This window comes from Pseudomonas sp. S3_C06 (assembly GCF_054667675.1).
Map to the genome: position 1 here is coordinate 4,781,459 of NZ_CP162747.1, position 26,028 is coordinate 4,807,486.

Genomic DNA, 26,028 nt, shown 5'->3' on the forward strand with positions numbered 1-26,028 from the left:
CCTTGAAGAGAGCTCCATGGATAACCACCCGAACAAGCGTTACCTGCTGGCGATCGACAACGGCACCCAGAGCGTGCGCGCGTTGCTCTTCGATTTGCAGGGCAATCTGCTCGGCAAAGGCAAGGTCGAACTGCAGGCGTACTACTCGACGCAACCGGGCTGGGCCGAGCAGGATCCGGAGTATTACTGGGCGAAACTCGGCGAGGCGTGTCAGCAGGTCTGGCAGCAGACCGGCATCGATCGCTCGCAGATTGCCGGCGTTTCGCTGACTACGCAGCGTGGCACGGTGATCAACGTCGATGCCGAAGGCAAGCCGTTACGTCCGGCGATTCTGTGGCTCGATCAACGGCAGAGCGAAGTCGAAGGCGGGATCAAAGGGCCGTGGGGCTGGTTGTTCAAACTGGTCGGCGCGCAAGGCACCGTAGATTATTTTCGCGCTCAGGCTGAGGCGAACTGGATCGCCAAGCATCAGCCTGAAGTGTGGGGGGCGACTGACAAATTTTTGCTGCTGTCGGGGTTTCTTACTCATCGACTCTGCGGGCGTTTTGTCGACTCCGTAGGCTGCTGCGTCGGCTATCTGCCGTTCGACTTCAAACGGCTGAAATGGGCCGCGCCGAGTGACTGGAAATGGCAGGCGCTGGCGGTGCGTCCCGAGCAATTGCCGAGCCTGCACAAACCCGGTGAAACCCTCGGCTACATCACCGCTGAAGCCGCTCGCCACACTGGCATTCCCGAAGGCTTGCCGCTGATTGCCGCGGGGGCTGACAAGGCTTGCGAAGTGGTCGGTGCCGGCGTGGTCGATGCGAGCACGGTGTGCCTGTCTTACGGCACCACGGCAACGATCACCAGCACCCGCTCGCGCTATCTGGAAATTGTCCCGTTGATCCCGCCGTACCCCTCGGCGGTGCCGGATCAGTACAACTGCGAGGTGATGATTTATCGCGGTTACTGGATGGTCAGCTGGTTCAAGAACGAGTTCGGTCTGCGCGAGATGCAGCAGGCCAAAGAGCAGGGCATCGAGCCTGAGCAGTTGTTCGATGCGCTGGTCGACGCTGTGCCGCCGGGATCGATGGGTTTGATGCTGCAACCGTACTGGTCGCCGGGGATTCGTGAGCCGGGTGTTGAGGCGAAAGGCGCGATGATCGGGTTCGGCGATGTGCACACCCGCGCGCATATTTACCGGGCGATTCTTGAGGGGCTGGCGTATGCATTGCGCCAGGGTATGGAAAGCATCGAGCGGCGTTCGAAGGTGTCGATCAAGCGGTTGCGCGTGGCCGGTGGCGGCTCGCAGAGTGATGCGGCGATGCAGCTGACGGCGAATATTTTCGGCCTGCCGGCGGAGCGTCCGCATGTGTATGAAGCGTCGGGTCTGGGCGCGGCGATTTGTTGTGCGGTGGGGTTGGGACTGCACGCGGATTTCCCCACGGCCATCGCGGCGATGACTCGGGTGGGCGCGGTGTTCACCCCGCAGCCCGAGGCTCAGAAAATCTATGAGCAACTGTACAAAGAGGTCTACCTGCGCATGTACCGCCAGCTTAAACCGCTGTATCAAAGCATCCGCAAAATCACCGGTTACCCCGCTTAGCTGACCACCACAAATCCCTTGTAGGAGTGAGCCTGCTCGCGATAGCGGAGGGTCAGCCAGCATCTATTTGACTGACACACCGCTATCGCGAGCAGGCTCACTCCTACAGGGGACGGTGGTGTTTTTGATATCGGGTAATTGGCGCCATCGGAGACTTTTTCTGGTGAGATCGGACAGTGTCAGCGGCGGGGTCGGTTGTTAGGCTCATCCCCCTCGGCACCGCCAATAAGAACCAGAAGCAATGAAGCTGATCTTCCTCCTGTTGCTGCTTTGTGCAACGGCCCCGAGCGCCTGGGGCTGGTCCAACCATACGGTGGGCAGCTATCTGGCGTTGCAGGATCTGCCGGCGTTGCGTGATGCACCGCAGGTTGAAGTCGAACCACTGGAGCGTTTTCTCACCGAGCAATATCCGGCCGTTCTGGCGCTGTTGGAGCAGCAGGAAAGCTTCGCCCGCGAGCACTTCGCTCAATACCCACCACGCCCCGATAACCTGAAATTGCCCGCAGTGCCGAGTGACAATCTGCGCCACGACTTCCTCGCGGCGTTGCGCATCAATCCCGAGATTCATCTGGCGATGGTCATCCAGCCATTGCCCGGCAAAGATCTGCCCGAACGTGAGCATCTGCAGGCCAATCAAGTCATGGTCGAGCAAACCCTTTCGCCGTGGAATCGCCAACGCTTCATCGTGGTCGCCGATCATGAAAAAGTCGCCCCGCTGGCCATACTCGCCAGCGCCGCCGACGAGCCGGATTACGGCCACGACATCAACCTGTTCAGCGACAATCCCGGTGACGTCGGCGCGGTCTACGGCTTCGGCGCGCAACCGTTCGGTGATGCGCGTTTCCAATACAGCTCGCAGGCGCCGTTCCACATGGGCTTCTTCCATGAAAGCGCGGTGGTGTACGCCGCTGCCGGTTTCCTCGAACGCAGTTGGCCGGACTGGCGCGCGTATCAATACATGGGCCTGGCGCGACTGGCGTTTGCCAGCGGTCATCCGTATTGGGGTTATCGCTTTCTCGGCTGGGGCCTGCACCACATTCAGGACCTGACTCAGCCGTATCACGCCAAGCCGTTGCCCGGCGTCGACCTCGCCAGTCTTTTGCTGCTGGAAGGCAAGGCAATCGCCGGTTTCGCTGAGGACAAACAAGCCTCCATCGAGCGCGTCGCTACTCGGCACATGGAAGTGGAGAAGTATCAGTCGACCTGGCTGCGCCGCGTGCTGCGCACGGGGCAGCCGCATCCGATGCTTGATGCTTACGCCGATGTAGCCCAAGACAAAAGCTACCCGCCGTACTCGGTCGACTACCTGCGCGAAGTGGTCAGCGCCGAAGCCGTCAACTACTCCGCCGCCTTCGACGAAGCCATCGGCCAGTGGCTGGAAACGGCGCCCGTCAGCAGTGATTTCAGCAGCGGCAATCAACTGCAACGAGAAGACTTCGACCACCCGGCACTTAACCAGCAGCTGTTGAAACTGCTCGGGCATTTCGGCGCGCACAGTCGGATTTACGTCAGCGCGGGATTGGCGCCGTAGCGTGGCAACGTACACCAAAACAATAAAAACACAGGGAAGGAGGAACACATGATCAACTCTCGATTGCGCCTGACGGGCGCCGGGCTCCCCGGTGTCGGCCTGGCCGGGTTGCTGCAACTGTGCGCAGTCGATGCGGCGCACGCGGTGGAGTTCAGCCTGATGGACAAGCAGGTCACTGGCTCCCTCGACACGACCTTGTCTTACGGCCGTTTGTGGCGGGTGCAGGGCCGCGACAAGACTAACGATGACGTCAACACCAACGACGGCAATCGCAACTTCGACACCGGGCTGGTTTCCGAGGTGTACAAGATCACCTCCGAGCTTGAAGCCAACTATCAGAACTACGGCGTGTTCGTGCGCGGCACCGCGTTCTACGACACGCAACTGATGGACAAGCGCAACGACTACTACGACAACAACAGCCCGTCGCAGCCGAGCCAGAGCTACCCGCAGGACAACCATTTCACCAGCCAGACCCGCGACATCGCCGGCAGCCGCATCGAGATGCTCGACGCCTACGTGCATGGCAGTTGGGACGTTGCGCAGATGCCGGTGACCGCACGTGTCGGCCGTCAGGTGTTCAACTGGGGCGAGGGGATTTTCTACCGCGGCGGGATCAATACCACCAACCCCGTGGACGCCGCCAAGTACCGCTTGCCCGGCGCCGAAGTGAAGGAAGTGCTGGTGCCGGTCGAGGCGCTGAGCTTTAACATCGGCCTCACCGACTCGCTGACCCTGGAGAGTTTCTACCAGACCAACTGGAAGGAAACCCGTATCGACCCGGTCGGCACTTTCTACTCGCAGACCGACTTGTTCGCCGACGGTGGCAACACCGGTTACAACAACTTCAGCGGCACCGCGCTTGATACACCGGTGCCCGGCTTTGGCAACGTCATCGGTTTGTACAGTGCACTGGGCAACAACCCGTTGCTGAACTCCGCCCTGCAAACCACTGGCCTGTACGCCAACGGCGTCACTCCGGCCTACGGCAACACGCTGAAAGTGGCGAGCATCGGCAAGGACTACAACGCACGCAACGATGGCCAGTTCGGCTTTGCCTTTCGCTACATCGCCGAACAACTCAACAGCACCGAGTTCGGTTTGTACCTGGTCAACTACCACGCCAAGGAACCGACCATCGCGGCGGACCTGGGCGGTTACAACGGCATCGACATGGATGCGCTGACCAGCCTGTTGTCCGGTGTCGCTGGCAGTCAGGCCGGGGCGCTGGCCAATGGTCTGGCCACCGCTGATGTGATGGGCAATATCCAGGCGCATCGGCGCTATGCCGAAGACATCCGCATGTACGGTTTCAGCTTCAACACCACACTGGGCGAGGCATCGGTGTTCGGCGAAATCGCTTATCGGCCGAACCTGCCGATCGGTGTCGCAGCCACCAACGATTTGATCGGTGACCTGGCCAACGGAGCTGCCGTGGCGGTGACGGGCAGGTCGATCAACGTCGGCGGGCAGATGGTCAATCTCAACAGCGAGATCAACAACGCCGAACGCGTCGAAGCGTTCAACACCTCGCTCGGCACCATCTACAACTTCGGCCCGACCGCTTCGTTCGACTCGCTGTTCGGCATCTTCGAACTGGCCTCGGAACACCTGCGCGGCAGCAGTCTGCAATACACCGCGTATGACGGCAGCCGTCGCTTCTACGCCGGCACCGGTAACTATTCCTATGTCTCCGGCGGTGATCGCGACGATCAGGTCAATCGCAATTCCTACAGCTACACGGCGATGCTCAACGGCACCTGGAACGATGTGTATGCCGGGGTCAACGTCTCGCCGTACATCGTCTACAAGGACGATTTCGAGGGCAACAGCTATCAGGCCGGCAACACCATCGAAGGTCGCAAGGCCTACACGCTGGGGATCAAGGCCAACTACCAGAACAAGCTCGAAGCTGAACTGCAATACACCGAGTTCTACGGCGGCGGGCAGAACAACGGCATCCGCGACCGCGACAACGTCGGGTTCAACCTCAAGTATTTCCTTTAAAGGCTACACACAGCCCCTGTGGGAGCGAGCCTGCTCGCGAAGAGGCCGGCACATTCAACATTGATGTCGACTGACCCACCGCTTTCGTCGGAACGCCGCCCGGAGCAGGCTCGCTCCCACAGGTTTTTGTATTTTGGAGAAGATCATGGTTCACACTTCGGGATTGACCAAAGCTTCGCTAGGGTTTGTTTTAGGCCTTGCCGCTAGCAGCGTCTTCGCGGCCATCACCCCACAACAAGCCGAACAACTGAAAACCACCCTGACCCCCATGGGCGCCGAGCGCGCGGGCAACGCCGCCGGCACGATTCCCGCGTGGACCGGCGGCATCACTCAAGCCCCGGCCGGCTACAAACCCGGCCAGCATCACCCCGATCCGTACACCGCAGACAAACCGCTGTTCACCATCACCAAAGCCAATCTCGACCAGTACAAAGCGAACCTCAGCCCCGGCCAGATCGCCCTGTTCAACAGCTATCCCGACACCTTTCAGATGCCGATCTACCCATCCCGGCGATCTGGCTCAGCGCCGCAATGGCTGTACGACAACACCCTGAAAAACGCCACCTCGGCCAAATTGCTCGAAGGCGGCAGCGGCTTCTCCGATGCCTACGGCGGCGTACCTTTTCCGGTGCCCAAGGACGGCGTTGAAGTGCTGTGGAACCACATCACCCGCTACCGCGGCATCTACGTCGTGCGCCGCGCTTCCGAAGCGCCGGTACAACGCAACGGCAGCTTCGCGCTGGTGACATCGCAGCAGGAAGCGCTGTTCAACTATTACCGCCCGAACGGCCAGTTCGCCGACCTGAAAAACATCCTGTTCTACTACCTCGCCTTCGTGAAAAGCCCGGCACGATTGGCCGGCGGTGCCGCACTGGTGCACGAAACCCTCGACCAACTCAAGGACGCACGTCAGGCCTGGATCTACGACGCCGGCCAACGCCGCGTGCGCCGCGCACCGAATCTCGCCTACGACACGCCGATCGCTTCATCCGATGGCCTGCGCACCGCCGACGACACCGACCTGTTCAACGGCTCACCGGATCGCTACGAGTGGAAGCTCAAGGGCAAACAGGAAATCTACATCCCCTACAACAACTACAAAGTCGCCAGCCCCGACGTGAAGTACGCGCAACTGCTTACCCCGGGCCACCTCAACCCGCAATACACCCGCTACGAGCTGCACCGCGTGTGGGTGGTGGAAGGCAACTTGAAACCGGGTTCGCGGCATATCTATTCCAAGCGTGTGCTGTTTCTCGATGAAGACAGCTGGGGCGCGGCACTGGTCGATCAATACGATGGGCGAGGGGAGTTGTGGCGGGTGTCGATGGCCTACCTGAAAAACTTCTACGACCTGCCGACGACGTGGAGTGCGCTGGATGTTTTCCACGATTTGCAGGCGCGCCGTTACTACGTGCAGAACCTTGATAACGAAGAAGCGGAGACTGTCGATTTCGCACAACCGGTGCCGGAGGATGCGTACTTCATGCCGTCGGCGTTGCGGCAGCGTGGGACGCGGTAAGTGATTGCGCTGGCTGTTCTTTGGTGGATGGATGTTAGTCTCGATCAATGATTTTTGCTTGATAGCAGGAGGCATCATGGCCAGCATCACAATTCGAAATGTTGATGGTCCGCTCATGGATCAGTTACGGATTAACGCGACCCAGAACGGAAATTCCATCGAGGAAGAAGCTCGCATGATTCTGGGGCGAGCATTGATTAGAAGGGATAGCGCTGGAGGCTTGGGTAGCCGGATTCGCCAGCGCTTTTCCTCGGTCGGAGGGATCGACCTTGGTTTGCCTTCACGGCAGGAAAAAGCCAGGGTTATGGATTTTCCAGATTGCTGATGCTCGAAATGCGCACGCGCTGAAGAATACCTTTATGTAGGAGCTGCCGAAGGCTGCGATCTTTTGATCTGGCTTCTGATTTGTTCAAAAGCGAAGATCAAAAGATCGCAGCCTGCGGCAGCTCCTACATTAGGCGGAGTTTTTTCCGGGACATCGGGGTGATGGGGCGGACGCAATCGCGAGCAGGCGAAGGCCTACAGGGAAATTGGCGTCGCCCACATAATCTGTGATCGACGCGTTACCTGTAGGCCTTCGCCTGCTCGCGATGCGGTTGTAGCGTCAGCGCTGAATCAAGATCAAACGCGGAAGTGGCTGACCATCTGCTGCAACTGACCACCCAGACGCGCCAGTTCAACACTCGATGCAGCTGTTTCATCACTCGCGGCAGCGGTCTGTTCCGACACATCGCGCACGTTGATGATGCTGCGGCTGATCTCTTCAGCCACTGCACTTTGCTGTTCAGCCGCTGCAGCGATCTGCTGGTTCATCGACTGAATGTTCGACACCGTGCGGGTGATGTTTTCCAGCGATGCGCCGGCCTTGCGCGTCAGAGCCACGCTGCTGTCAGTCAGGGCGCGGCTGTTGCTCATCACCGCCGAGACTTGCTGGGTGCCGTTCTGCAGACCGGCGACCAGGCCTTCGATTTCTTCGGTGGATTTCTGTGTGCGCTGAGCCAGGCCACGAACTTCATCGGCGACCACGGCAAAACCACGACCGGCTTCACCGGCACGCGCGGCTTCGATCGCAGCGTTGAGGGCCAGCAGGTTGGTCTGTTCAGCAACAGCCTTGATCACGTCCATGACGCTGCCGATCTTGTCGCTTTCCTGTTGCAGCACGCTCATGGCTTCGGTGGAGCGCACCACTTCGCTGGCCAGACGCTCGATCTGCGCGATGGCTTCGTTTACGACTTTGTCGCCTTCACGGGCTTCGCCGTCAGCGGCGGCAGCGGCTTGCGAAGCTTCTTCGGCGTTGCGCGCGACTTCCTGCACGGTGGCGGTCATCTCGTGCATCGCGGTGGCGACCTGATCGGTCTCGACCTTCTGGCTATTCACACCGGCGCTGGTCTGTTCGGTCACGGCCGACAGTTCTTCAGCAGCGCTGGCAATCTGGGTGACGCCGTCGCGGATGCCGCTGATCAAGTCACGCAGGGTCACGCCCATGCGTGCGATGCCTTGTTGCAGCACGCCGAGTTCGTCGCGACGGGTGACCGTGACGTTCTGGGTCAGGTCGCCGCTGGCGATGCGCTCGACCACAGCCAGGGTTTCTTGCAGCGGACGGGTGATCTGACGGGTGATGATCACCGCAGCAATCACGCCGACCAACAGCGCCAGCAGGGTGCTGATCAACTGGAAGGTACGCGCCTGGGCACTTTCGATGTCGCGACGGTCGAGCTGGATCTGATACAGCTGCTCGCTGGTGGTGACGATGGCGGCGCCTTGATCAGTCATTTCCTTACGCGCCTGCACCGCATCGGTGTTGGCATTTTTATACGCCATCAATGCGCTGCGATAGTTGACCAGTGCGGTTTCCAACTGACGCAGGGCATCTTGCTGAGAATCAGCGAAATGCACGTTCAGTTGCTTGAGGCTGGCGATCGCGACATCCACCTGGCCGACGGCTTTCTGCTCGGTGTCGGCGTTGGTGGTGGCGGTGTAACCGCGAACTTCGTAGCGCGCGAGGATGAACGCTTCCTTGGCGGCGGTGATCGCCTGGAACTGTTCGAAACGCTGCTCGCTCATGTCCATCTGCTGTACGCGCTTGCTGATCGATTCGATCTGGTTGTACGCGGTCTCGGCACTCACGCTCATGCTGTCGCGGGCGCTGTTGCCGGTGCGATAGGCGTTGCGCATTTTGTTCAGCGACGTCTGGTATTCAGCGATGGTCGCGGCCTGCTCCTTGAGCAGTTTGACGTTTTCCGGGCTCTTGAAGCTGTTGATCAGCTTCTGTTGCTGCGCGGCGAAGCTTTCCAGGGTGGTCTGCACATTCTGCGCGGCGGTTTCATCGCCATTGGTCAGCATGTATTGCAGGCGCACCACACGCAGTTTGGTCAGGCCGGCGTTGAGCTGGGTGATGTCGCTCATCCAGTTGCTGCGGTCGATCAGGCCACCGAGGCTGGTCCAGCCTGTCAGGGCCAGCACGCAGGTCAGGGCCAGCACCAGGCCGAAGCCCAGGCCCAATTTCATGTTCACGCTGATGTTGCCGAACCAGCTATTCATCAAAAATCCTCCAGAAACGTTGGGTTTCTTGTCGTCGGTTAGGCTGGAAGATTGTTGTTTTTTTGAGCCAGCAAGGGTGTTAGCAGGTTTGTATCGGCCGCATTTCCCAGAGCTGAAAGGATTTTGTCCTACGGAATTTGTAACGGCCCCGCTGAGGCTCTTTTTCATCGCGGGTTCAGGGGCGTGCCTGCACGAGATGATCGTGTAGCGGCTACCTCAATAACCGACGAAGTAATAAGCCTGCCGACCGACTCTCAGGGTCTTGAGCACTTTCAACGGTGCGACAGGTTCGCGGTCTGCCGCCATGACGGCGACGTGGGATGGCGAGGCTGCGAGGAAGTCTCGCAGTTGCGCGTCGGTATCCAGGCCTTTCAGCACCTGCCGGGTGTAAAAAACGCTGGCGCCGCCGACGCGTTCATTGGCTTGAAACAACGCAACTTGTCGACCTTCGGCTTGCAGCATTTGAATGTGTTCGCTCAACGGCAGGAACGATAGCTTTTTGTCGGCGTGGGGCAGCGCCCATTGCGCGGCCGCGAGATAACTGCCGATCACCAGCGTGAGTACGCCGACTGCCAGTGTCTGACGCTGCCGGGCGATTCGGCCTACGAATCCATTGCCTGATTCGTACTGTTTCAAGCGCTCGAACAGCACGCCCGCATACTCCGCTGCGATCACCGCAGCGGCCGGTGTCATCGACATCAGATACACCGTGCGCTTGCTCGACGCCAACGTCAGCATCACGAATTGTGCAACCATCCACAGGCTGAAAAACAGCAGGTAACGGTTGGCCTGCAATTGTTTGCGGAAATGCCAGAGCCCCAGGTACACCAGAATGTTCCAGGGCAGAAAGGCTTCCGGCAGTTTGGCGAGGTAGTAATAGAACGGTTCGTAGTGTCCGGCTTCGACGAACGATCCGCTGAAGCGCCCGACGCTGTTGGTCAACAGCACTTCTCTGACGGCTTGTGCGCCGCCGTGCTGAAAGAGGATGACGAGCCAGATCAGCAGCGGAATCAAACCGACCAGGGTCAGTAAGCCCGGTCGCAGCCAGTCAACGATTTTCAGGCGCTTGTCCATCAGGTTGTCGGCCAGAAGGTAAGCAAAAATCACCACCCCCGGCATGGCCAGCCCCAGCACACCTTTGCTCAACGTGGCGATGGCAATCCCGACAATAAACAACAGCGAGCTGCCGACACTCGGTGCCCGTTGCGCTTGATAAAAGGCGAGCAACGCCGTGGTCACGCCGAGAGCGAGCAACGCATCCTCGCCGACGCCGCGCACATTGCTCCAGTAACTGGCCATGGTCGCGAGCAGAATGCCTGCCGTCCAGGCGACCATTTTCGGTCGTCCAAACCGGCGCAACATGCCGTACAGCAGCATCACACTGATTAAACCGGCCACCGCCGACGCCAGCCGCACCGCCCACGGTGAAACGCCAAACACGCGCATGGCGCCGGCATCCAGCCACAGGCTCAGTGGTGGTTTTTCCAGAAACGGTTCGCCAAACAGCCGAGGCGTCACCCAGTCGTTATCAAGGTGCATCTCCATGGCGATGCCGGCGACGCGGGCCTCGGTGGAGCCTTGCAATTGATGGCCGCCCAAGGCGAAGAAAAACAGCAGGGCAGCAAGCAGAAACAGCGAAGTGACGGCACGCGACATGGTTTCAGGCAACCGGAAGGGGCGGGAGCCTGAGCATACGTCGGCAATCCTGAATAAATTGTGAAGCTCAGGCCAGTCGTCGCGACCAACGCTTTTCCGGCGTTTCGAACAGCGGATTGACCAGCGCCGTCAGCACGTGGTCCTGCCAGCGCCCGGCAATGTTCAGATACGCCTTGGCGTAACCCTCGCGTTCGAAGCCCAACCGCTCAAGCAAGCGCTCACTGCGCTCGTTGCCGGGAATGTAGTTGGCCATGATCCGGTGCAGGTTCTGGATATCGAACATGTAGTCGATGCCAGCCTTCAGCGCTTCGTGCATCAAGCCCTGTCCCTGTTGGGCTTCATCAATGTGATAACCCAGATAACACGCCTGAAAGGCCCCGCGAATAATGCCGCTGAAGTTGCAGGCGCCGATCATTTGCTGGCCATCCGGGGTCAACAGCGCGAAGTGCATGGCCAGCCCGGCCTCGAAGGCGCTGGCCTGTATTTCAAGGCGCCGGCGAATCTGCTCGGTGGAAAAATATTCGGTGGTGCGGATAGGCGACCATGGCGCGAGGTGGCGTTGGTTGCGTCGGTAGAACTCGCTTTCAAGGTCGGCCTGGTCCGGAGCGAGTATCGCGAGCGTCAGGCGTTGGCAGGGCAGGGTCAACAGCGGCATCGGATGCTCCGGAGTGGGGGATCTTCCGGCAGGTTGGCGCACTCGCCAGTGGGAGAGCAAGCCCTCGCAGGTTGGCGCGATAAATCCGAGGCAAAAAAAAGCCCGCAGGAGCGCGGGCGAACCGTAGTTTCTTGAATGAGCGAGCGGACTGTACAAGGCTTGGCCGCGTAGCTGCAGTGAAGAAAAATTCATCTCGATGGGCGGCTCGGCGTTGTCCGATGCTCACCCGAGCGACGGGGCGACTCGTACAGGTTTCACCCGTCAATGGCGGGTTTCAGGCCCACAGGTGTGCGGTCCCTGCGGGTCAAGATTGTCCCGCGCCCGGCAGACCAGGATCTCGGCCAGTGCGCTCAGTTGCTTCATTGCCACCGCCACATGGCGTTTGGAACCGTCGAACTCATCGGCAAGGTTTGCGCTGATGGCGACGAGGGAGTCGAGGATCTCGCTGGCGTGGGTGAGCAGGGTCAGTGTGTCGACATCGTCACGCACCCTGATGAGTTGATTGAGAGGGACGCTACGCCGCCGACGGGTCGCCTCGGCGCGTGCGGTGGTGTTCGACTGAGGTTGGGTGCTGGAAGCGGGCGCGTCGGAAGGTGCCGAGCCAACCAGCGAAAGCTGTGGGGTTTTTTTCATGACGTAGCTCCGTGGAGTGAACATTCACTGCAGTTGCGGCTGCCAAATCGTCCGTTGGATGGCAGTGGTCGTGGAGGGTAACGTCCTGAGGAACTGTCCACCAGTTCATCAAAGTCGACGCGTGTTGCGGGAATTTTCCTAGGACGTTCGGTGTGGGAAGGAGGGCATGGCGACAAAACCAGACGGCAGTCGCGGTGATCACGGAAAGCCATCTCAAGCATGTAGTCAGCGGGCGGAACGGTTCACACAATTCTCACCTGAGTTTTGCGATGATTGTTGCCGGTATTTCATCGGCCCGAGCGAGTGATTCCTTCATGAATGTGAGCGTTCTCTACGCGTTGGTTGCGGCAGCGTTGTTTGGTGCCAGTACGCCACTCGCCAAGCTCCTAGGCGTACAGACTTCACCGATTCTATTGGCCGGGTTGCTCTATCTGGGCAGCGGTCTGGGTTTGACCGTCCTGCGTTTCGCCCGCGATCGAGGCTGGCAACGTTCCGGACTCGGCACCGGCGAATGGCCGTGGCTGGTCGGAGCCATCGGCTTCGGCGGCGTGCTGGCACCGGTGGCGTTGATGTTCGGTTTGACCCGAACGTCCGGCGCGAGCGCGTCACTGATGCTCAATCTGGAATCAGTGCTCACGGCGCTGCTGGCGTGGATAGTGTTCAAGGAAAACGCCGATCGGCGAATCGTGATCGGCATGCTCGCCATCGTGGCTGGCGGTGTCGTGTTGTCCTGGCCGCAAGAAGCCGTGTCGGCGCAAGACTGGACAGGGCCGCTGGCCGTCGCGTTCGCCTGCTTTTGCTGGGCCATCGATAACAACCTGACGCGTAAGGTCTCTGCCTCGGATGCACTGTTTATCGCGGGCAGCAAAGGTCTTGTGGCGGGAGTGGTCAACTGCGGCCTGGCCTTGTTAATCGGCAAACAACTGCCCGCAACCGCCTCGCTGGTGCCCATCCTGCTGGTCGGGTTTCTCGGTTACGGGGTCAGCCTGGTGATGTTCGTCCTCGCCCTGCGTGGGCTGGGCAGTGCACGCACCGGCGCGTACTTTTCCACCGCGCCGTTTCTGGGCGCAGCTATCTCGATTCTGCTGCTGGGCGAGTCGGTGTCGCTGATGTTCCTGCTCGCTGCGGCGTTAATGGCCGTGGGGGTATGGATTCACTTGATGGAGAACCATATTCATGAGCATCAGCACGAACGGCTCGAGCATGATCATCGCCACACACACGACGAGCATCACCAGCATACGCACGGGTTTGACTGGGATGGAACGGAGCCGCACAGCCATCCGCATGTGCATACGCCGATGCGTCACCGGCATGCACATTTTCCGGATATTCATCACCGGCATGAGCACTGATTGAATGTCGAAAGTCTGTCAATTGATATCACTGTGATATCATTTTTTGCCAGTTTCTTCAGTCTTTCATTCGAGTCATTCCATGAAACCCTTTTTCCTGCTGCCCCTTGTGACCCTCTTTTCGACTGTCAGCGTTGCCGCTGCACCCTCACCAGTGGCGTCATTTGCCGCTTGTGACGATCACTCACTGGCCGTTGTGCAATCACCATTGATCAAGGATCTGGTGCCGAACTCTGTCGAAAATGGCCAGATAAAATTGTCCGGCGGCACCAAGAGCGACATGGGGCAGCGCTGGATGTTTGCCAAACCGGTCGAGATTGATGGCATGTCGTTGACCGGCTTCTACGCCGAAGACATGGATCTGATGGGCACGCGCATCATCAGTTGGGGCTTCTACGCCAAGCAGACGCCGAATGAACTCCACACTCAACTGGAAAAAGCGGGCGGGCCACGCCTGGAGATGTCGCAGGGACTCTACGCACGCGCGGAAATCTGGTCCCATGGCAAATCCAGCTGGCAGCCGGAAGATCCTGCCGCCACTGCCGGTAAGCTGGTGGTCGACAGTGCTGAGCGGGTGTTCTTGATCGAACCGGCTCCGGAAGAGCTGAGTGCTGGGAGTAATGGGATGTTTACTTGCTCGATTCAGGGCAAGGTTAATGAGGCGATGCTTAAGTCCAGTCGTCCGGATTTGGTTAGTGTTGCTCATTGATGGAGCATGAGTGCAGGTAGGAAAAAGGACGACATTGTGTCGTCCTTTTTTGTAGGTTGGCGGAGCATCGCCGGGGTTATCGAGCCTGAACGGTTGCAGGCTGCGGTCGTGGATCCCCGGTTTGGCTGATGTCCAGATGCAACAAAGCCCGCACTTGGCGGGCCTTGTTGTTGAGAGTTGGTGGAGCCGGGGGGATTTGAACCCCCGTCCGCCAGTACTCCGCTGTCGGTACTACATGCGTAGCCGTTTCTATTAAGTTAACCCTCAGCGACCCGAAGGGCAGGGTGCTTTGGGCGAGTTGTGTAAGTTTTAGCCGCTTCGTCCACAACGTACTGCACGGCGATTCTGTTCTATATGACAATCATTTTGGGTTTACAGACATCCCCTGATGATTGCTGGACCCGAAGGTACCAGGAGCATTGTCAGCTGCAATTAAGCAGCGAGAGCAACACCGTATTGGTCGTCATTGGCAACTATAAGTAGTTGCAACAGTGGATTTACGACTTCTGTTACCAAGTCGGCATGCACCTAAAGTTTCGCAACCGGCGTCGAATCCTAAACGGCCCCGAACTCATTGCTCAGTACATCTGTTTGAGCAACAAGCGTGTGCAGTGTACGCCAATCGGCCCCCAAGGCCAACCCGAAGGTTGGCCGGGACGCTGATCAGTTGTTGGTACCGGTGGATTTGCGCAGTTCCACGATGGTTTGCGAGGTTTCCGCAATGCAATCGTCGATTTTGCCTTGAGCCTTGAGCGCCTCGGCCTTGCTCACACTGGCGTTAGCACGCTGACTCAGTTCCGGGTTCGCTGACAGCTGGCCCTTGGCATTGTTGATGGTCTGAATATTGACTTCACACAGGTCGTCAGGCTTGTCAGCAGCAAACGAAGTGGACGCCATCATCGATGCAGTAACGAACAGACCTAACAGTACAGAACGTTTCATGTGTATCTCCTTGAACCGAGTGGGTCCAGACTTCGCTGGCCGTCAGGACGGGCAACCGTGTGGAAGAAAAACCCCGATCAGCCGGGGTTAATCTGTGGACTACAGTCGAACTCAAGGGTTCTATTTTTCTTCAGCAGGCCTTCGCCCGGGTCACGCGATCCACCAGATAGACCAGCCCGTGGTAGTCGATTCCGCCGTGTTGCGTCAGACCGATCTCACAGGTGCGGCTGGTGGAAATTCCCTCGCTGCAATGCTGCACCGCGTCCTTGAGCGTGCGCAGCGAGTGGCTGTTCAGTTCCGGCGTGGTGAAGCCTTTGTCGCCGGCGAATCCACAGCAATGAATGCCTTCCGGAATCACCACTGTGTTGCTGCACTTGCGCGCCAGATCGATCAACGCCTGGCTTTCGCCCAGATGTTGCGTACTGCAGGTCACGTGTACCGCAATCGGTGCGTCCTGTGGCGTGAAGTCCAGTCGATCAAGAAGGTGCGTACGGATGAAGCGCACCGGGTCGTACAGATCCAGACGGGTTTCTCCTACGTCCTGAACCAGACGCAACGTGCACGGACTGGTGTCGCAGTAGATCGGGTCGAGACCGCCGCGACTGGCATGCAGCAGTGCGCTGATCAGCTCCTGACGCTTGTGTTCGGCTTGCTCGGCGTAGCCCTTAGAGGCGAAAGGCTGACCGCAGCAGAGGTTGTCCTGATTGTTCGGGAAGACCACTTGGTAACCGGCCTTTTCCAGCAAACCACGGGTTTTGTCGTACAGAGACATCTGCTCTTTATCGCCCGCCGCCGGGCCCATGACTCTCGATACACACGCGGCTAGATAGACCACACGCGGACGTGCGTCCGAGACGCTGGGGCTGAAGCGGATGGCTTTCTCCGGTTGCGGCATCGCATTCGTCCACAACGGCACCTGGCCTTTGGACAGCCGCGTTATCGTTGCCGAAAGCTTCGCCAGACGCGGTGCGCCGAGCATCATTCGTGCGCCGTTGGCCACATGCAGGGTGAAACGCGCACCTTGCAGGGTCTTGGCGAAATTTCCTTCGATCCAGTCAGCGGTTTTCTGATGCGTAGCGTGTCGGCCTCGAAGCTTTTTCACCAGCTCGCCAGTGTTGATACCTACAGGGCAACGCTGTGCGCACAGACCAGTGGCGGCGCAGGTTTCGATGCCTTGGTACTCGTAGGCTTTTTCCAGTTCGGTGGTGTCGACGCCGGCTCGTTTTTTCGCCTGAATATCGCGCCAGATCACGATGCGCTGGCGCGGGCTCAGGGTCAGTCCTTTCGATGGGCAGACCGGCTCGCAGAAACCGCACTCGATGCACTTATCCACAATCTCATCCGCCGCCGGCAGCGGTTTCAGATGCTTGAGGTGGATCTGTGGATCCTCGCTGAGCACCACGTCCGGGTTAAGAATGCCGTTAGGGTCGAGTAGACGTTTGAGCTGCCACATCAACTGATAGGCGTCGCTGCCCCATTCCAGTTCCACGAACGGCGCCATGTTGCGGCCGGTGCCGTGTTCGGCTTTCAGCGAGCCACCGAATTCCACGGCGACCAGTTGCGCGACGTCGTCCATGAACGCTTGATAACGTGCGACTTCTTCCGGGTTGTTGAAGCCTTGGGTGAAGACGAAGTGCAGATTGCCTTCCAGCGCGTGTCCGAAAAGGATCGCTTCGTCGTAGGCATGTTTGTCGAACAACTCGATCAAGCGATTGACGCCGATGGCCAGTTGTTCGACCGGGAAAGTCACATCTTCGATGATCACCGTGGTGCCGGTTTTGCGCACCGCGCCGACGGCGGGGAAGGTGTCCTTGCGGATCGCCCATAGCTTGGCGTTTTCGGCAGGGTCTTCGGTGAAGTCGACCTGCTTTTCCACCGGGAAACCACTGAGCGACGCCATGATCTGCGCCAGTTGTTCCTGCAGCAACGTGGATGAGGCGGCGCGGGATTCGATCAGCAGTGCGCAGGCATTGTTCGACAGCTGTTGTACGAAAGCGGGCATGCCCGGTTTGTACTGAACCGAACGCAGACTGCGACGATCCAACAGTTCCACGGCGGACACCGGTTGGCTTTTCAGCACGGTGACCGCGTTGCAGCAGGTATCCACATCCGGGAAGACGATCAGCGCCGAGGCTTTGTTCGGGTGATCGATCACGGTGTCGTAGGTCACTGCGCTGATAAATCCGAGGGTGCCTTCGGAGCCGACCAGCAAGTGGCTCAAGATATCCACAGGCTCATCGAAATCCACCAAGGCGTTGAGTGACAGGCCAGTGGTATTTTTCAGACGGTATTTGTGGCGGATTCGTGCAGCGAGTTCGGCGTTGGCGCGAGTCTCGCGACCCAATGTCGCCAAGCGCTCAAGTAGATCGCCGTGGCTTACGCGGAATGCCGCGACACTTGCAGCGTCTTCGGTATCCAGACGTGTGCCATCGGCCAGCACCAGGCGAATCCCGGCCAGCGTGTGATAGGTATTTTGCGCAGTACCGCAGCACATGCCGCTGGCATTGTTGGCGACGATGCCGCCGATCTTGCAAGCGTTGATCGACGCCGGATCCGGGCCGATCTTGCGCCCGAACGGTGCCAGCCAAGCGTTGGCCTGCGCACCGATCACGCCCGGTTGTAGACGAATCTGTGTGCCTTGGCCGCGAATCTCGCGAGCGTTCCAGTTATCCCCAAGCACGATCAAAACGGAATCGCTGATCGCCTGGCCGGAGAGGCTGGTGCCGGCCGCGCGGAACGTCACCGGAACGTGGTCACGCTGAGCCAGTTTCAACAGCGCCACAACTTCATCTTCGGATTCGACGCGAATCACCAGTTGCGGAATCAGCCGATAAAAACTGGCATCGGTGCCGAAGGCCAGAGTCGATAAAGGATCATCAAAGCGGCGCTCGGCCGGAATCAGTTGTTGCGCATCACGCAGGAAATTCGCTGGAAGCGTCATTGGTCCTCCAGGATCAGAACCACCAGGTCTTTCGGGCCGTGGGCGCCGTAAGCCAGTACTTGCTCGATGTCAGCGGTTTTCGAAGGGCCGGACACCAGCAACGCGTTGGTCGGCATGCCTTGCGCCCATTCGAATTCCTGTTGCACTTGATAGAAGTTGTCGCGGATTTCGCTGGCCTTGAGCAGAGCAAAATGCACCGGCGGCACCAGGCTCATCAAGCGCGGCTCTTCGCGGGTTGGCCACAGGATCAGGCTGCCGGTGGCGGCAATCGCACCGAGGGTGCCGGTGAGGCTGGCCGGGGTGTCGTTGAACAGTTCGGCTTTCCACTCTTCCATCGGCCGGTCGTAGGACTTCAGCGCTGGCAGATCAGGATTGTTCGCCCAATGCTGTGTGATGCGTTGCCCGTGCGCTGTCGTCGGCGCGATCAACAGGCTCGGCAACTGGCGATCACGCAGCAATTGCGCAAGCAGCGCCGGCCATTCTGCGTCCGAGGTCAGGTGGATTTCGGTGTGCACCGCTTCCATCAATTTGCGCAGTTGCGGGATGCGTTGTTCGGCGCTGTAGGTGTAAGGCTGCGTCACCAGATCGACATCGAAGTCGTCGGTAATCGGCGTGGTGCCGGTCAGACTTTTCCGCAGCTTGCCGAGGATATTTTGCTTGGCGCTCATCAGCGGTCTCCCTGTTTGGCCAGATGCTCACGGGCCATGTCGTGCAGTGAGCGGGCGGCGGGTTTCGGCGCGCTGTGGTTTTGTGTCCATGGGCCGACATTGCTCGGAGTCAGCGCCCGCAGGCGCGTGGCGAAGAAGCCGAACAATCGATACAAGGTTGGCGAGCTGTTGAGCGTGGCCCAGGCGTTCCAGATGAAGCGTTCCTTGCGCGAATACTTGCTGCCCTGACCGCGCATCACTTGATTCGGGCTGTCCGGGGCTTTGACGTTCTCTTCGCGCAGGCGTCGCAGGATCGCCGGAATCGGAATTTTTACCGGGCAGACTTCACCGCAGGCACCGCACAGCGACGAAGCACTCGGGTGATCCGGAACCTTGGCCAGACCGACCATGTGCGGGGTGATGATTTTGCCGATCGGCCCCGGATACACCTCGCCGTAGGTGTGACCACCGACGCGGGTATAAACCGGGCAATGGTTCATGCAAGCGCCGCAGCGGATGCAATTCAGGGTCTGGCGCAATTCACTGTCGGCGAAAGCCTGGCTGCGACCGTTGTCGAGCAGGACCAGATGCACTTCCTGTGGGCCGTCGAGTTCGTGCTCCTTGCGCGGGCTGGAGATCATGTTGACGTAAGTGGTGATCGGAATGCCCAGCGCCGAGCGGGTCAGCAGTGACAGCAGCGGCACCACGTCACGCAGGTTTTCCACGACTTTTTCGATGCCGGTGACGGCGATGTGCACCGGCGGCACGGTGGTGGTCATGCGCCCGTTGCCTTCGTTTTCCACCAGCAGCAGGGTGCCGGTTTCGGCGACGGCGAAGTTGACACCGGAGACGCCGATGTCCGCTTCGAAGAATTTCTGCCGCAGGACTCTGCGACCGATCTGAATGAGTTGGTCAACGTCCTTGGTGTATTCCACGCCAAGTTTGTCGTGGAACAAGGACGCGACCTGACCGGCATTCTTGTGGATCGCCGGCATAATGATGTGTGAAGGCTTCTCGTGGTCGAGCTGGACGATGTATTCCCCCATGTCGGACTCCAGACATTCAATGTCCCGAGCCTCGAGGAAATGGTTCATCTCCATCTCTTCGCTGACCATCGATTTGCCCTTGATCACTTGCCGCGCCTCGTGAGCGCGGATGATCGATAAGACGATGCCATTGGCCTCGTCCACCGTTTCCGCCCAGTGCACTGTCACACCGTTGCGGGTCAGGTTCTGTTCCAGTTGCTCGAGCAGGTCGGGCAACTTGGAGAGCGCGCGGGCTTTGATCGAATTGCCCAGTGCGCGCAAATGTTCTCTTTCATGGGCATCACTGAAAGCGGCTGCCCGCTTGGCCATCAGTGAGTCCATCGCAGTGCGGAAGTTGTTCCGTAGCTGCTGATCACCCAAGGCATTGTGTGCCCGGGTGCGGAAATCTTCTTCTACGGCGACCGTAGGAATAATCGCGGAAGTGCTCATTGCGCACCCCCGGTTCGTTGCCACAAGAAGCTGGCGAGATGTTGCCCGCGCAGCGCTTCTTTTTGTTTCTCCAATGCGCCGTTGATGTTCATCAAACAGCCACAGTCGGCGCTCAACACCTTGTGCGCGCCGGAATCCTTCAACGCTTTGGTCTTGTCAGCCACCATCGCGCCGGAAATGTCTGGCATACGGACGCTGAATGTTCCACCGAAGCCACAGCATTCGCTTTCGTGGTCATGGTTGACCCGTTCCACGTTGCTCAACTGCGCCAACAACTCGCGGCCGTGCAGGTGGGTGTTCATTTCGCGACGTGCCGAACACGAAGTGTGCAGCGCGACTTTGACCGGCTCGCCGCTGTCCTTGAGCTGCACCTTGCAGACGAACAGCAGAAACTCGGCCAGTTCATAGGTGCGGGCCGCGAGGGCCTGAACCTGTTTCAACGTCTCCGGCTCGTCCTTGAACAAGTCGGCGTAATGCTCGCGTAGCATGCCGGCGCAGGAACCCGACGGCACCACCACCGGATAATCCCCGGCAAACAGCGCCAGTTGCGAGCGCGCTACCGTCCGCGCCTGCTCGGTGTAACCCGAGGTGTAGGCCGGTTGGCCGCAGCAACTCTGCCCTTGCGGGTACTCGACCCGGATCCCTTCGCGCTCCAGCAAGTGGATCGCGTCCATCCCGGCTTCGGGGTAGAACAGATCGACCACGCACGTGCCGAACAGATAGACCCGCGCCGGTTTCTCGCTGGGGTATTGCCGAGGTTCGGGCAGTGGCGGGGCCACACGGGTCGCGTTCGGCACGGCGTTGTAAAAAAGCTCGCTCATCAGGCGTGTCTCCGGGTGGGCCCGGTTATCCGTCTGTGGCGGCTGCTGAATATAGAGAGCGTTGCTTTCAGCAGCCTTACAGACCGGGTTGTGAATTGCTGACGCCGGCATCACGGACCGGCGTCGGTTTTTTCCATGCTTCTTGTAAGCGTCTTGTAGGTTTAGTGCACGAGCATGCCGGTGAACCAGTAGGCCTGAGCCAGGGTGATCAGACCGACAATCGTTGCAAAGAATAGGCTGTGCTTGAGGGTGAAGCGGAACAGATCCGATTCCTTGCCCACCAGGCCGGTCGCGGCGCAGGCCACTGCGATCGATTGTGGCGAGATCATCTTGCCGGTCACGCCGCCGCTGGTATTGGCTGCCACTAGCAGGGTGTCATTGACGCCGATCTGGTGCGCAGTGGTCGCCTGCAGCGAACTGAACAGCGCGTTGGACGAAGTATCCGAACCAGTGAGGAACACGCCGAGCCAGCCGAGGAACGGCGAGAAGAACGGGAATGCCGCGCCGGTTCCGGCCAATACCAGCGCCATGGTCGAAGACATGCCGGAGTAGTTGGTGACGAAGGCGAAGGCCAGCACCATACCGATCGACAGGATTGGCCAGCGCAGTTCATAGAAGGTCTCTTTCAAAGTGGTCAGACCAGTTTTGAAATTGATCTTCAGCACCAGCATCGAGATCAGCGCGGAGAAGAAAATCGCCGTGCCGGTCGCGGAAATCGGGTCGAGTTTGAACACCGCAGGGATTGCTGTTGGAGCGGCCACAATCGGTGCGGTCTTGATCACCAGTTGATCAAGGTGCGGAATCGCGAAGTTGAACACCCAGCTGTACATCGAACCGCCAGCGGCGAACATCGCTTTGAAAGGCTTCAGCGTCCAGATCGTTACCAGCACGGTGAGGATCAGGAACGGCGACCACGCTTTGAAAATTTCCCCGAGGCTGTAAGGCGAAGCCACGGTGCTGCGCTTTTGACCGAAACCGCCGACGCTGGCGGTCACCACCGAGGCGGAAACGGCACCGGCGATGTGTTGGCCGGCGGCGCGTTTTGGCTGCCAGACTTTCAGGAACAGGGTCAGGGAAATCAGGCTGGCCAAGGCCGAGGTGATGTCTGGCAGCTCCGGGCCGATGAAGTTGGAAGTGAAGTATTGGGTGACGGCGAAGCTCAAGCCTGCAACCAGTGCAGCCGGCCAGGTTTCACGCACGCCGCGCAGGCCGTCCATCATGAACACCAGCCAGAACGGCACGAACAACGACAGCAGCGGCAGTTGGCGACCGGTCATGGCGCCGATCTTGAACGCGTCGATGCCGGTGACTTGGCCGGCAACAATGATCGGAATCCCCAATGCGCCAAACGCAACCGGTGCGGTGTTGGCGATCAGGCACAGGCCGGCGGCGTACAGCGGGTTGAAGCCCAGTCCGACCAGAAGTGCGGCAGTAATCGCCACCGGCGCACCGAAACCGGCGGCACCTTCCAGGAAAGCACCGAAGCAGAAACCGATCAGCAGCACTTGCAGGCGCTGGTCGTCAGTAATCGATAACACCGAACTGCGAATGACCTCGAACTGACCACTTTTCACCGTCAGTTTGTAGAGGAACACCGCCGCGACAATGATCCAGGCAATCGGCCACAGACCGTAGGCGAAGCCATACCCGGCGGCGGCGAAGGCCATATCGACCGGCATCTGGAACGCGAAGATCGCCACGGCAATCGACAGTGCGAGGGTGATGCTCCCGGCCACATGGCCTTTGAGGCGGAACACCGCAAGCGCGAGGAAAAAGAACACGATGGGGATGACGGCCGCGAGTGCGGACACGCCGAGACTGCCGAGCGGGCTGTAGAGCTGTTGCCAGGTTTGCATATGGGGTGGCCCCTAATTGTTGTTGGTCAGGCACTGTCAGCGTTCTTGGATAATTGGTAAGACCAATTTACAATCGCTGTTGGCTAGGGTAAAAGCCTTGATGTCGGTGTGTCAATTTGTCGCCCTGAAACTTTTGTCGAACAAGCGGTGCAGATCGCATCTGATCCGGTTTCGGCAAGTGGCGTCTGGTAGGTGTCGGCAAGGCGCCGATAGGCCAGAATAGAGAGCCCGGCGAGCGGTCGGGATCGTGGAGAAATGAGTTATGGGGTTTGATCAGATACGTCAGCGCCGTTTGTCTGACGATATTGTCGAGCGACTTGAGGGGATGATCCTTGAGGGCACGCTGAAGTCCGGTGAGCGGCTGCCAGCGGAGCGCACGCTAGCCGAACAATTTGGCGTATCACGGCCGTCGCTGCGCGAAGCGATTCAGAAACTCGCGGCGAAAGGCTTGCTGGTCAGTCGCCAGGGTGGCGGCAATTATGTGGTGGAAAGTCTGGGTTCGACGTTCAGCGATCCGCTGCTGCAGTTGCTCGAAAGCAATCCTGAGGCGCAGCGTGATTTATTGGAGTTTCGGCACACTCTGGAGGCATCGTGCGCCTATTACGCGGCATTACGCGCAACTGATGTCGATCGCGAACGGCTGACGGCAGCGTTCGAGGAGTTGCAGGACTGCTATTCGCGCCACGATGAAGTCAGTCGGGCGGAGGAGGGCGCGGCGGATGCGAAATTTCATCTGGCGATTGCTGAAGCCAGCCATAACGCAGTGTTGCTGCACACCATTCGCGGGCTGTTCGATCTGCTTAAGCGCAACGTCGTCACCAACATCGGCGGCATGTACAAGCAGCGCACGGAAACCCGCGACATGCTGATCACCCAGCATCGGGAATTGTATCTGGCGATTATCGAAGGTCGTGCGGAGCAGGCGCGGGAAGTCTCCAGCCGACATATTTTGTATGTGCAGGAGGTGCTGGAAGAGGTGCGGCAGGAAGTTCAGCGCATGGCTCGGGCGGAGCGGCGCAAGGGGATGTGATCAGTTATTTCTGTGTTGATGCTGCAATAGCTTTCGCGAGCAGGCTCGCTCCCACATTTGAAATGCATTCCAAGGTGGGAGGGAGCTTGCTCGCGAATACGCTCTAAAGGCAGAAGAAATTAATCTTCCTTGCCCTTGTTGCGCACCGCACGCTGCAGTTCACGACCGGCGTCGCGTTCGCGCTCGGTGTCACGCTTGTCGTATTCCTTCTTGCCCTTGCCCAGAGCGATCTCGCACTTGACCATGTGCTTGCTCCAGTACCAGGACAGGCAGACGCAGGCGTAACCCTTTTGCTGCACCATCGCTGCAAGCTTTTCCAGCTCGCGGCGGTTGAGCAGCAATTTGCGTGTGCGCACCGGGTCGGCGATGACGTGGGTGCTTGCGGTCATCAGAGGCGTGATGTGGCTGCCGAGCAACCACGCTTCGCCATCCTTGAGCAGGACATAGCTGTCGACCAGCTGTAGCTTGCTTGCCCGCAGACTTTTTACTTCCCAGCCGGCCAGGACCAGACCAGCCTCGAACTTGTGTTCGATGAAGTAATCGTGTCGCGCCTTTTTGTTCTGCGCGATGGTCCCTGTTGGGTGTTTCTTCTGTTTAGCCATAGGGGCGGCATTATATGGAGATAAACGGCTGTCGGCTACGGTGATGCTGCGTGCTTGAGCAGGTTGAGTGAATCCCGGACAATGCGGCCTCTTTTTCTAACGCTTGGGCGTGATAAACGATGTCGACAGACAAGGTTTCTGTCCACGGCAGTTGGGCTAGCCGCTGGGTATTCATACTCGCCGCGACCGGTTCGGCCGTGGGACTGGGTAGTATCTGGAAGTTCCCCTACATGGTCGGGGTCTACGGCGGCGGTGCGTTTGTACTGATGTTTCTGGCGTGCATCGCGCTGATCGGCATCCCGGTCATGCTCGCTGAAACCCTGATCGGCCGGCGCGCCCGGCAAAGTCCGGCGAACGCCTTGAAGGTGCTGGCGCTGGAAGCCGGGCACTCGGGCAAATGGTCGTGGGGAGCGTTTGCCGGGATGATTACGGCCTTGCTGATCCTGTCTTTCTATAGTGTGGTCGGCGGCTGGTCGCTGGACTACATCGTCGACATGGGCCGCGGTGATTTCCAGGGCGCCACGGCCGATCAGGTCGGCGCTTATTTCGGCAATGTCATCTCCAATCCATGGCGCCTGACACTTTGGCATACGATTTTCATGCTGCTGTCGGCCTTCGTCATCGCCAAAGGCGTGGTTGCTGGGCTTGAGCGCAGCTTGCGCATCATGATGCCGCTGCTGTTCGTGATGATCCTGGTATTGCTGGGTTACAGCATGACCACCGGGCATTTCATGGAAGGCGTGCATTTCATGTTCGACTTCCACCCGGAAAAAGTCCTCGACGGCTTGTTGCCAGCGATGGGCCACGCGTTCTTCTCGCTGAGCGTCGGTGTCGGCTCGATCATGATCTACGGCGCTTACATGCCGAAAAGTTCGTCGCTGTCCGGCACGGTTGTCGGCGTGGCGCTGCTTGATACCTTTGTGTCGCTGGTCGCCGGTCTGGCCTTGTTCCCGATTGTGTTTGCCGGGGGGCTGAACCCTAGCGAAGGACCAGGCTTGATGTTCGTCAGCCTGCCATTTGCCTTTGGTAATGTGGCTTTTGGTCAATTGATGGGCGTGGTGTTCTTTGTGCTGGTGGCGATTGCGGCCTGGAGTTCGGCGATTTCGCTTCTGGAACCGATGGTTGCCTATCTGGTTGAACGCACGAAAGTCAGTCGCGCCTGGGTAACCTTCTGGCTGGCATTCATCTGCTGGTTCGTCGGTCTGGGCACAGTGTTCTCCTTCAATATCTGGAAGGAAGCCAAATTTTTCGTGAACGAAGGCGGGATGTTCCACCTCTACCAATGGGGTGCGCAGAGCGGTCTGGACTTCTTTGGCGTGATCGATTTCTTCACCTCGCGGATCATGTTGCCGCTCGGTGGCCTGTGTTTCGTGCTGTTTGCTGGATGGGTGATGGGGCGTGAAGCGGTACGCGACGAGTTGTCGATCCGCAACCCGGTACTGTTCGCCCTGTCTTTGTTCTTGATGCGCTACGTGGCGCCCATCGGCATTCTTGTAGTGTTTGCCGCTCAGCTCTGGAAGTAA

The 26,028-nt window shown here is 59.1% G+C and carries 20 protein-coding genes, 1 other RNA gene and 1 pseudogene; 9 read left to right on the top strand and 13 right to left on the bottom strand.

Annotation, left to right across the window (positions count from 1 at the left end; translation table 11 throughout):
- Positions 1–16: 16 nt before the first annotated feature.
- The 5 genes from AB4N44_RS21125 (at position 17) to AB4N44_RS21145 (ending at position 6,967) form a co-directional block, all read left to right on the top strand.
- The gene (locus AB4N44_RS21125) at positions 17–1,585 is read left to right on the top strand and encodes an FGGY-family carbohydrate kinase (RefSeq protein WP_460107647.1); all 1,569 of its coding nucleotides are present in this window, start codon (positions 17–19) and stop codon (positions 1,583–1,585) included.
- Between the two features lie 241 nt (positions 1,586–1,826).
- A complete protein-coding gene (locus tag AB4N44_RS21130) occupies positions 1,827–3,116 on the top strand; it encodes a phospholipase (protein WP_460107644.1) in 1,290 nt (429 codons plus the stop codon).
- 48 nt (positions 3,117–3,164) lie between these two features.
- On the top strand, positions 3,165–5,123 hold the full coding sequence (locus tag AB4N44_RS21135; RefSeq protein ID WP_460107642.1) for a DUF1302 domain-containing protein: 1,959 nt from the start codon (positions 3,165–3,167) through the stop codon (positions 5,121–5,123).
- Between the two features lie 145 nt (positions 5,124–5,268).
- Positions 5,269–6,642 carry a DUF1329 domain-containing protein gene (locus AB4N44_RS21140; protein WP_460107639.1) on the top strand — a complete coding sequence of 458 codons (1,374 nt, stop codon included), beginning with the start codon at positions 5,269–5,271 and terminating at the stop codon, positions 6,640–6,642.
- A gap of 76 nt (positions 6,643–6,718) precedes the next feature.
- Entirely contained in the window at positions 6,719–6,967 is a 249-nt protein-coding gene (locus tag AB4N44_RS21145; protein WP_150749612.1) for a FitA-like ribbon-helix-helix domain-containing protein, read from the top strand.
- Between the two features lie 296 nt (positions 6,968–7,263).
- On the opposite strand, the gene AB4N44_RS21150 is transcribed toward AB4N44_RS21145, so the two are convergent.
- From AB4N44_RS21150 to AB4N44_RS21170, 5 genes and pseudogenes are all read right to left on the bottom strand, one after another.
- A complete protein-coding gene (locus AB4N44_RS21150; protein ID WP_371748303.1) occupies positions 7,264–8,127 on the bottom strand; it encodes a methyl-accepting chemotaxis protein in 864 nt (287 codons plus the stop codon).
- A 42-nt stretch (positions 8,128–8,169) separates the two neighbouring features.
- A pseudogene (locus AB4N44_RS21155) lies at positions 8,170–9,351 on the bottom strand (methyl-accepting chemotaxis protein); the annotation flags it as partial.
- Positions 9,352–9,399: 48 nt separating this feature from the next.
- Positions 9,400–10,839, bottom strand: a complete 1,440-nt coding sequence (locus AB4N44_RS21160) for an ArnT family glycosyltransferase (RefSeq protein WP_460107637.1) — start codon at positions 10,837–10,839, stop codon at positions 9,400–9,402.
- Between the two features lie 67 nt (positions 10,840–10,906).
- On the bottom strand, positions 10,907–11,494 hold the full coding sequence (gene rimJ, locus AB4N44_RS21165) for a ribosomal protein S5-alanine N-acetyltransferase (RefSeq protein WP_460107634.1): 588 nt from the start codon (positions 11,492–11,494) through the stop codon (positions 10,907–10,909).
- Positions 11,495–11,755: 261 nt separating this feature from the next.
- The gene (locus AB4N44_RS21170) at positions 11,756–12,127 is read right to left on the bottom strand and encodes a DUF6124 family protein (protein WP_150774862.1); all 372 of its coding nucleotides are present in this window, start codon (positions 12,125–12,127) and stop codon (positions 11,756–11,758) included.
- Positions 12,128–12,441: 314 nt separating this feature from the next.
- Here AB4N44_RS21170 and AB4N44_RS21175 point away from each other — a divergent pair, with 314 nt between their 5' ends.
- Both AB4N44_RS21175 and AB4N44_RS21180 read left to right on the top strand, forming a co-directional pair.
- Positions 12,442–13,482, top strand: a complete 1,041-nt coding sequence (locus AB4N44_RS21175) for a DMT family transporter (RefSeq protein ID WP_460107628.1) — start codon at positions 12,442–12,444, stop codon at positions 13,480–13,482.
- Positions 13,483–13,564: 82 nt separating this feature from the next.
- Positions 13,565–14,191 (top strand): hypothetical protein, encoded by a 627-nt coding sequence (locus tag AB4N44_RS21180; RefSeq protein WP_150774860.1) that lies wholly within the window; start codon positions 13,565–13,567, stop codon positions 14,189–14,191.
- 178 nt (positions 14,192–14,369) lie between these two features.
- On the opposite strand, the gene ssrA is transcribed toward AB4N44_RS21180, so the two are convergent.
- The 7 genes from ssrA to AB4N44_RS21215 form a co-directional block, all read right to left on the bottom strand.
- Positions 14,370–14,758, bottom strand: a transfer-messenger RNA (tmRNA) gene (gene ssrA, locus AB4N44_RS21185).
- Between the two features lie 96 nt (positions 14,759–14,854).
- A complete protein-coding gene (locus tag AB4N44_RS21190) occupies positions 14,855–15,133 on the bottom strand; it encodes a hypothetical protein (protein WP_150774859.1) in 279 nt (92 codons plus the stop codon).
- A gap of 130 nt (positions 15,134–15,263) precedes the next feature.
- The gene (locus AB4N44_RS21195) at positions 15,264–18,074 is read right to left on the bottom strand and encodes an FAD-binding and (Fe-S)-binding domain-containing protein (RefSeq protein WP_460107624.1); all 2,811 of its coding nucleotides are present in this window, start codon (positions 18,072–18,074) and stop codon (positions 15,264–15,266) included.
- Positions 18,071–18,742: a LutC/YkgG family protein gene (locus AB4N44_RS21200; RefSeq protein ID WP_460107621.1), complete on the bottom strand. Its 672-nt coding sequence runs from the start codon at positions 18,740–18,742 to the stop codon at positions 18,071–18,073. The genes AB4N44_RS21195 and AB4N44_RS21200 overlap by 4 nt, the downstream gene beginning before the upstream one ends.
- A complete protein-coding gene (locus AB4N44_RS21205; protein ID WP_460107618.1) occupies positions 18,742–20,196 on the bottom strand; it encodes a LutB/LldF family L-lactate oxidation iron-sulfur protein in 1,455 nt (484 codons plus the stop codon). Before AB4N44_RS21205 ends, AB4N44_RS21200 begins: the two co-directional genes overlap by 1 nt.
- Positions 20,193–21,017 carry a (Fe-S)-binding protein gene (locus tag AB4N44_RS21210; RefSeq protein WP_160038259.1) on the bottom strand — a complete coding sequence of 275 codons (825 nt, stop codon included), beginning with the start codon at positions 21,015–21,017 and terminating at the stop codon, positions 20,193–20,195. Before AB4N44_RS21210 ends, AB4N44_RS21205 begins: the two co-directional genes overlap by 4 nt.
- Before the next feature lie 161 nt (positions 21,018–21,178).
- Positions 21,179–22,873 carry a lactate permease LctP family transporter gene (locus tag AB4N44_RS21215; protein ID WP_316917642.1) on the bottom strand — a complete coding sequence of 565 codons (1,695 nt, stop codon included), beginning with the start codon at positions 22,871–22,873 and terminating at the stop codon, positions 21,179–21,181.
- 262 nt (positions 22,874–23,135) lie between these two features.
- On the opposite strand from AB4N44_RS21215, the gene AB4N44_RS21220 reads away from it, so the two are divergent.
- Positions 23,136–23,903: an FCD domain-containing protein gene (locus tag AB4N44_RS21220; protein ID WP_007915207.1), complete on the top strand. Its 768-nt coding sequence runs from the start codon at positions 23,136–23,138 to the stop codon at positions 23,901–23,903.
- Positions 23,904–24,022: 119 nt separating this feature from the next.
- Here AB4N44_RS21220 and smpB read toward each other — a convergent pair whose 3' ends face one another.
- Positions 24,023–24,505, bottom strand: coding sequence for an SsrA-binding protein SmpB (gene smpB, locus AB4N44_RS21225; RefSeq protein WP_008088297.1), 483 nt, complete (start codon positions 24,503–24,505; stop codon positions 24,023–24,025).
- 119 nt (positions 24,506–24,624) lie between these two features.
- Here smpB and AB4N44_RS21230 point away from each other — a divergent pair, with 119 nt between their 5' ends.
- On the top strand, positions 24,625–26,028 hold the full coding sequence (locus AB4N44_RS21230) for a sodium-dependent transporter (protein ID WP_034154410.1): 1,404 nt from the start codon (positions 24,625–24,627) through the stop codon (positions 26,026–26,028).

What these genes read in the sequence shown, in the direction of transcription:
- AB4N44_RS21125 (WP_460107647.1), top strand. Translation starts at nt 17, where the DNA reads ATGGATAACCACCCGAACAAGCGTTACCTGCTGGCGATCGACAACGGC.
- AB4N44_RS21145 (WP_150749612.1), top strand. Translation starts at nt 6,719, where the DNA reads ATGGCCAGCATCACAATTCGAAATGTTGATGGTCCGCTCATGGATCAG.
- AB4N44_RS21180 (WP_150774860.1), top strand. Translation starts at nt 13,565, where the DNA reads ATGAAACCCTTTTTCCTGCTGCCCCTTGTGACCCTCTTTTCGACTGTC.
- AB4N44_RS21190 (WP_150774859.1), bottom strand. Translation starts at nt 15,133, where the DNA reads ATGAAACGTTCTGTACTGTTAGGTCTGTTCGTTACTGCATCGATGATG.
- AB4N44_RS21195 (WP_460107624.1), bottom strand. Translation starts at nt 18,074, where the DNA reads ATGACGCTTCCAGCGAATTTCCTGCGTGATGCGCAACAACTGATTCCG.
- AB4N44_RS21175 (WP_460107628.1), top strand. Translation starts at nt 12,442, where the DNA reads ATGAATGTGAGCGTTCTCTACGCGTTGGTTGCGGCAGCGTTGTTTGGT.
- AB4N44_RS21150 (WP_371748303.1), bottom strand. Translation starts at nt 8,127, where the DNA reads ATGGGCGTGACCCTGCGTGACTTGATCAGCGGCATCCGCGACGGCGTC.
- smpB (WP_008088297.1), bottom strand. Translation starts at nt 24,505, where the DNA reads ATGGCTAAACAGAAGAAACACCCAACAGGGACCATCGCGCAGAACAAA.
- AB4N44_RS21135 (WP_460107642.1), top strand. Translation starts at nt 3,165, where the DNA reads ATGATCAACTCTCGATTGCGCCTGACGGGCGCCGGGCTCCCCGGTGTC.
- AB4N44_RS21220 (WP_007915207.1), top strand. Translation starts at nt 23,136, where the DNA reads ATGGGGTTTGATCAGATACGTCAGCGCCGTTTGTCTGACGATATTGTC.
- rimJ (WP_460107634.1), bottom strand. Translation starts at nt 11,494, where the DNA reads ATGCCGCTGTTGACCCTGCCCTGCCAACGCCTGACGCTCGCGATACTC.
- AB4N44_RS21230 (WP_034154410.1), top strand. Translation starts at nt 24,625, where the DNA reads ATGTCGACAGACAAGGTTTCTGTCCACGGCAGTTGGGCTAGCCGCTGG.
- AB4N44_RS21130 (WP_460107644.1), top strand. Translation starts at nt 1,827, where the DNA reads ATGAAGCTGATCTTCCTCCTGTTGCTGCTTTGTGCAACGGCCCCGAGC.
- AB4N44_RS21210 (WP_160038259.1), bottom strand. Translation starts at nt 21,017, where the DNA reads ATGAGCGAGCTTTTTTACAACGCCGTGCCGAACGCGACCCGTGTGGCC.
- AB4N44_RS21160 (WP_460107637.1), bottom strand. Translation starts at nt 10,839, where the DNA reads ATGTCGCGTGCCGTCACTTCGCTGTTTCTGCTTGCTGCCCTGCTGTTT.
- AB4N44_RS21205 (WP_460107618.1), bottom strand. Translation starts at nt 20,196, where the DNA reads ATGAGCACTTCCGCGATTATTCCTACGGTCGCCGTAGAAGAAGATTTC.
- AB4N44_RS21215 (WP_316917642.1), bottom strand. Translation starts at nt 22,873, where the DNA reads ATGCAAACCTGGCAACAGCTCTACAGCCCGCTCGGCAGTCTCGGCGTG.
- AB4N44_RS21140 (WP_460107639.1), top strand. Translation starts at nt 5,269, where the DNA reads ATGGTTCACACTTCGGGATTGACCAAAGCTTCGCTAGGGTTTGTTTTA.
- AB4N44_RS21170 (WP_150774862.1), bottom strand. Translation starts at nt 12,127, where the DNA reads ATGAAAAAAACCCCACAGCTTTCGCTGGTTGGCTCGGCACCTTCCGAC.
- AB4N44_RS21200 (WP_460107621.1), bottom strand. Translation starts at nt 18,742, where the DNA reads ATGAGCGCCAAGCAAAATATCCTCGGCAAGCTGCGGAAAAGTCTGACC.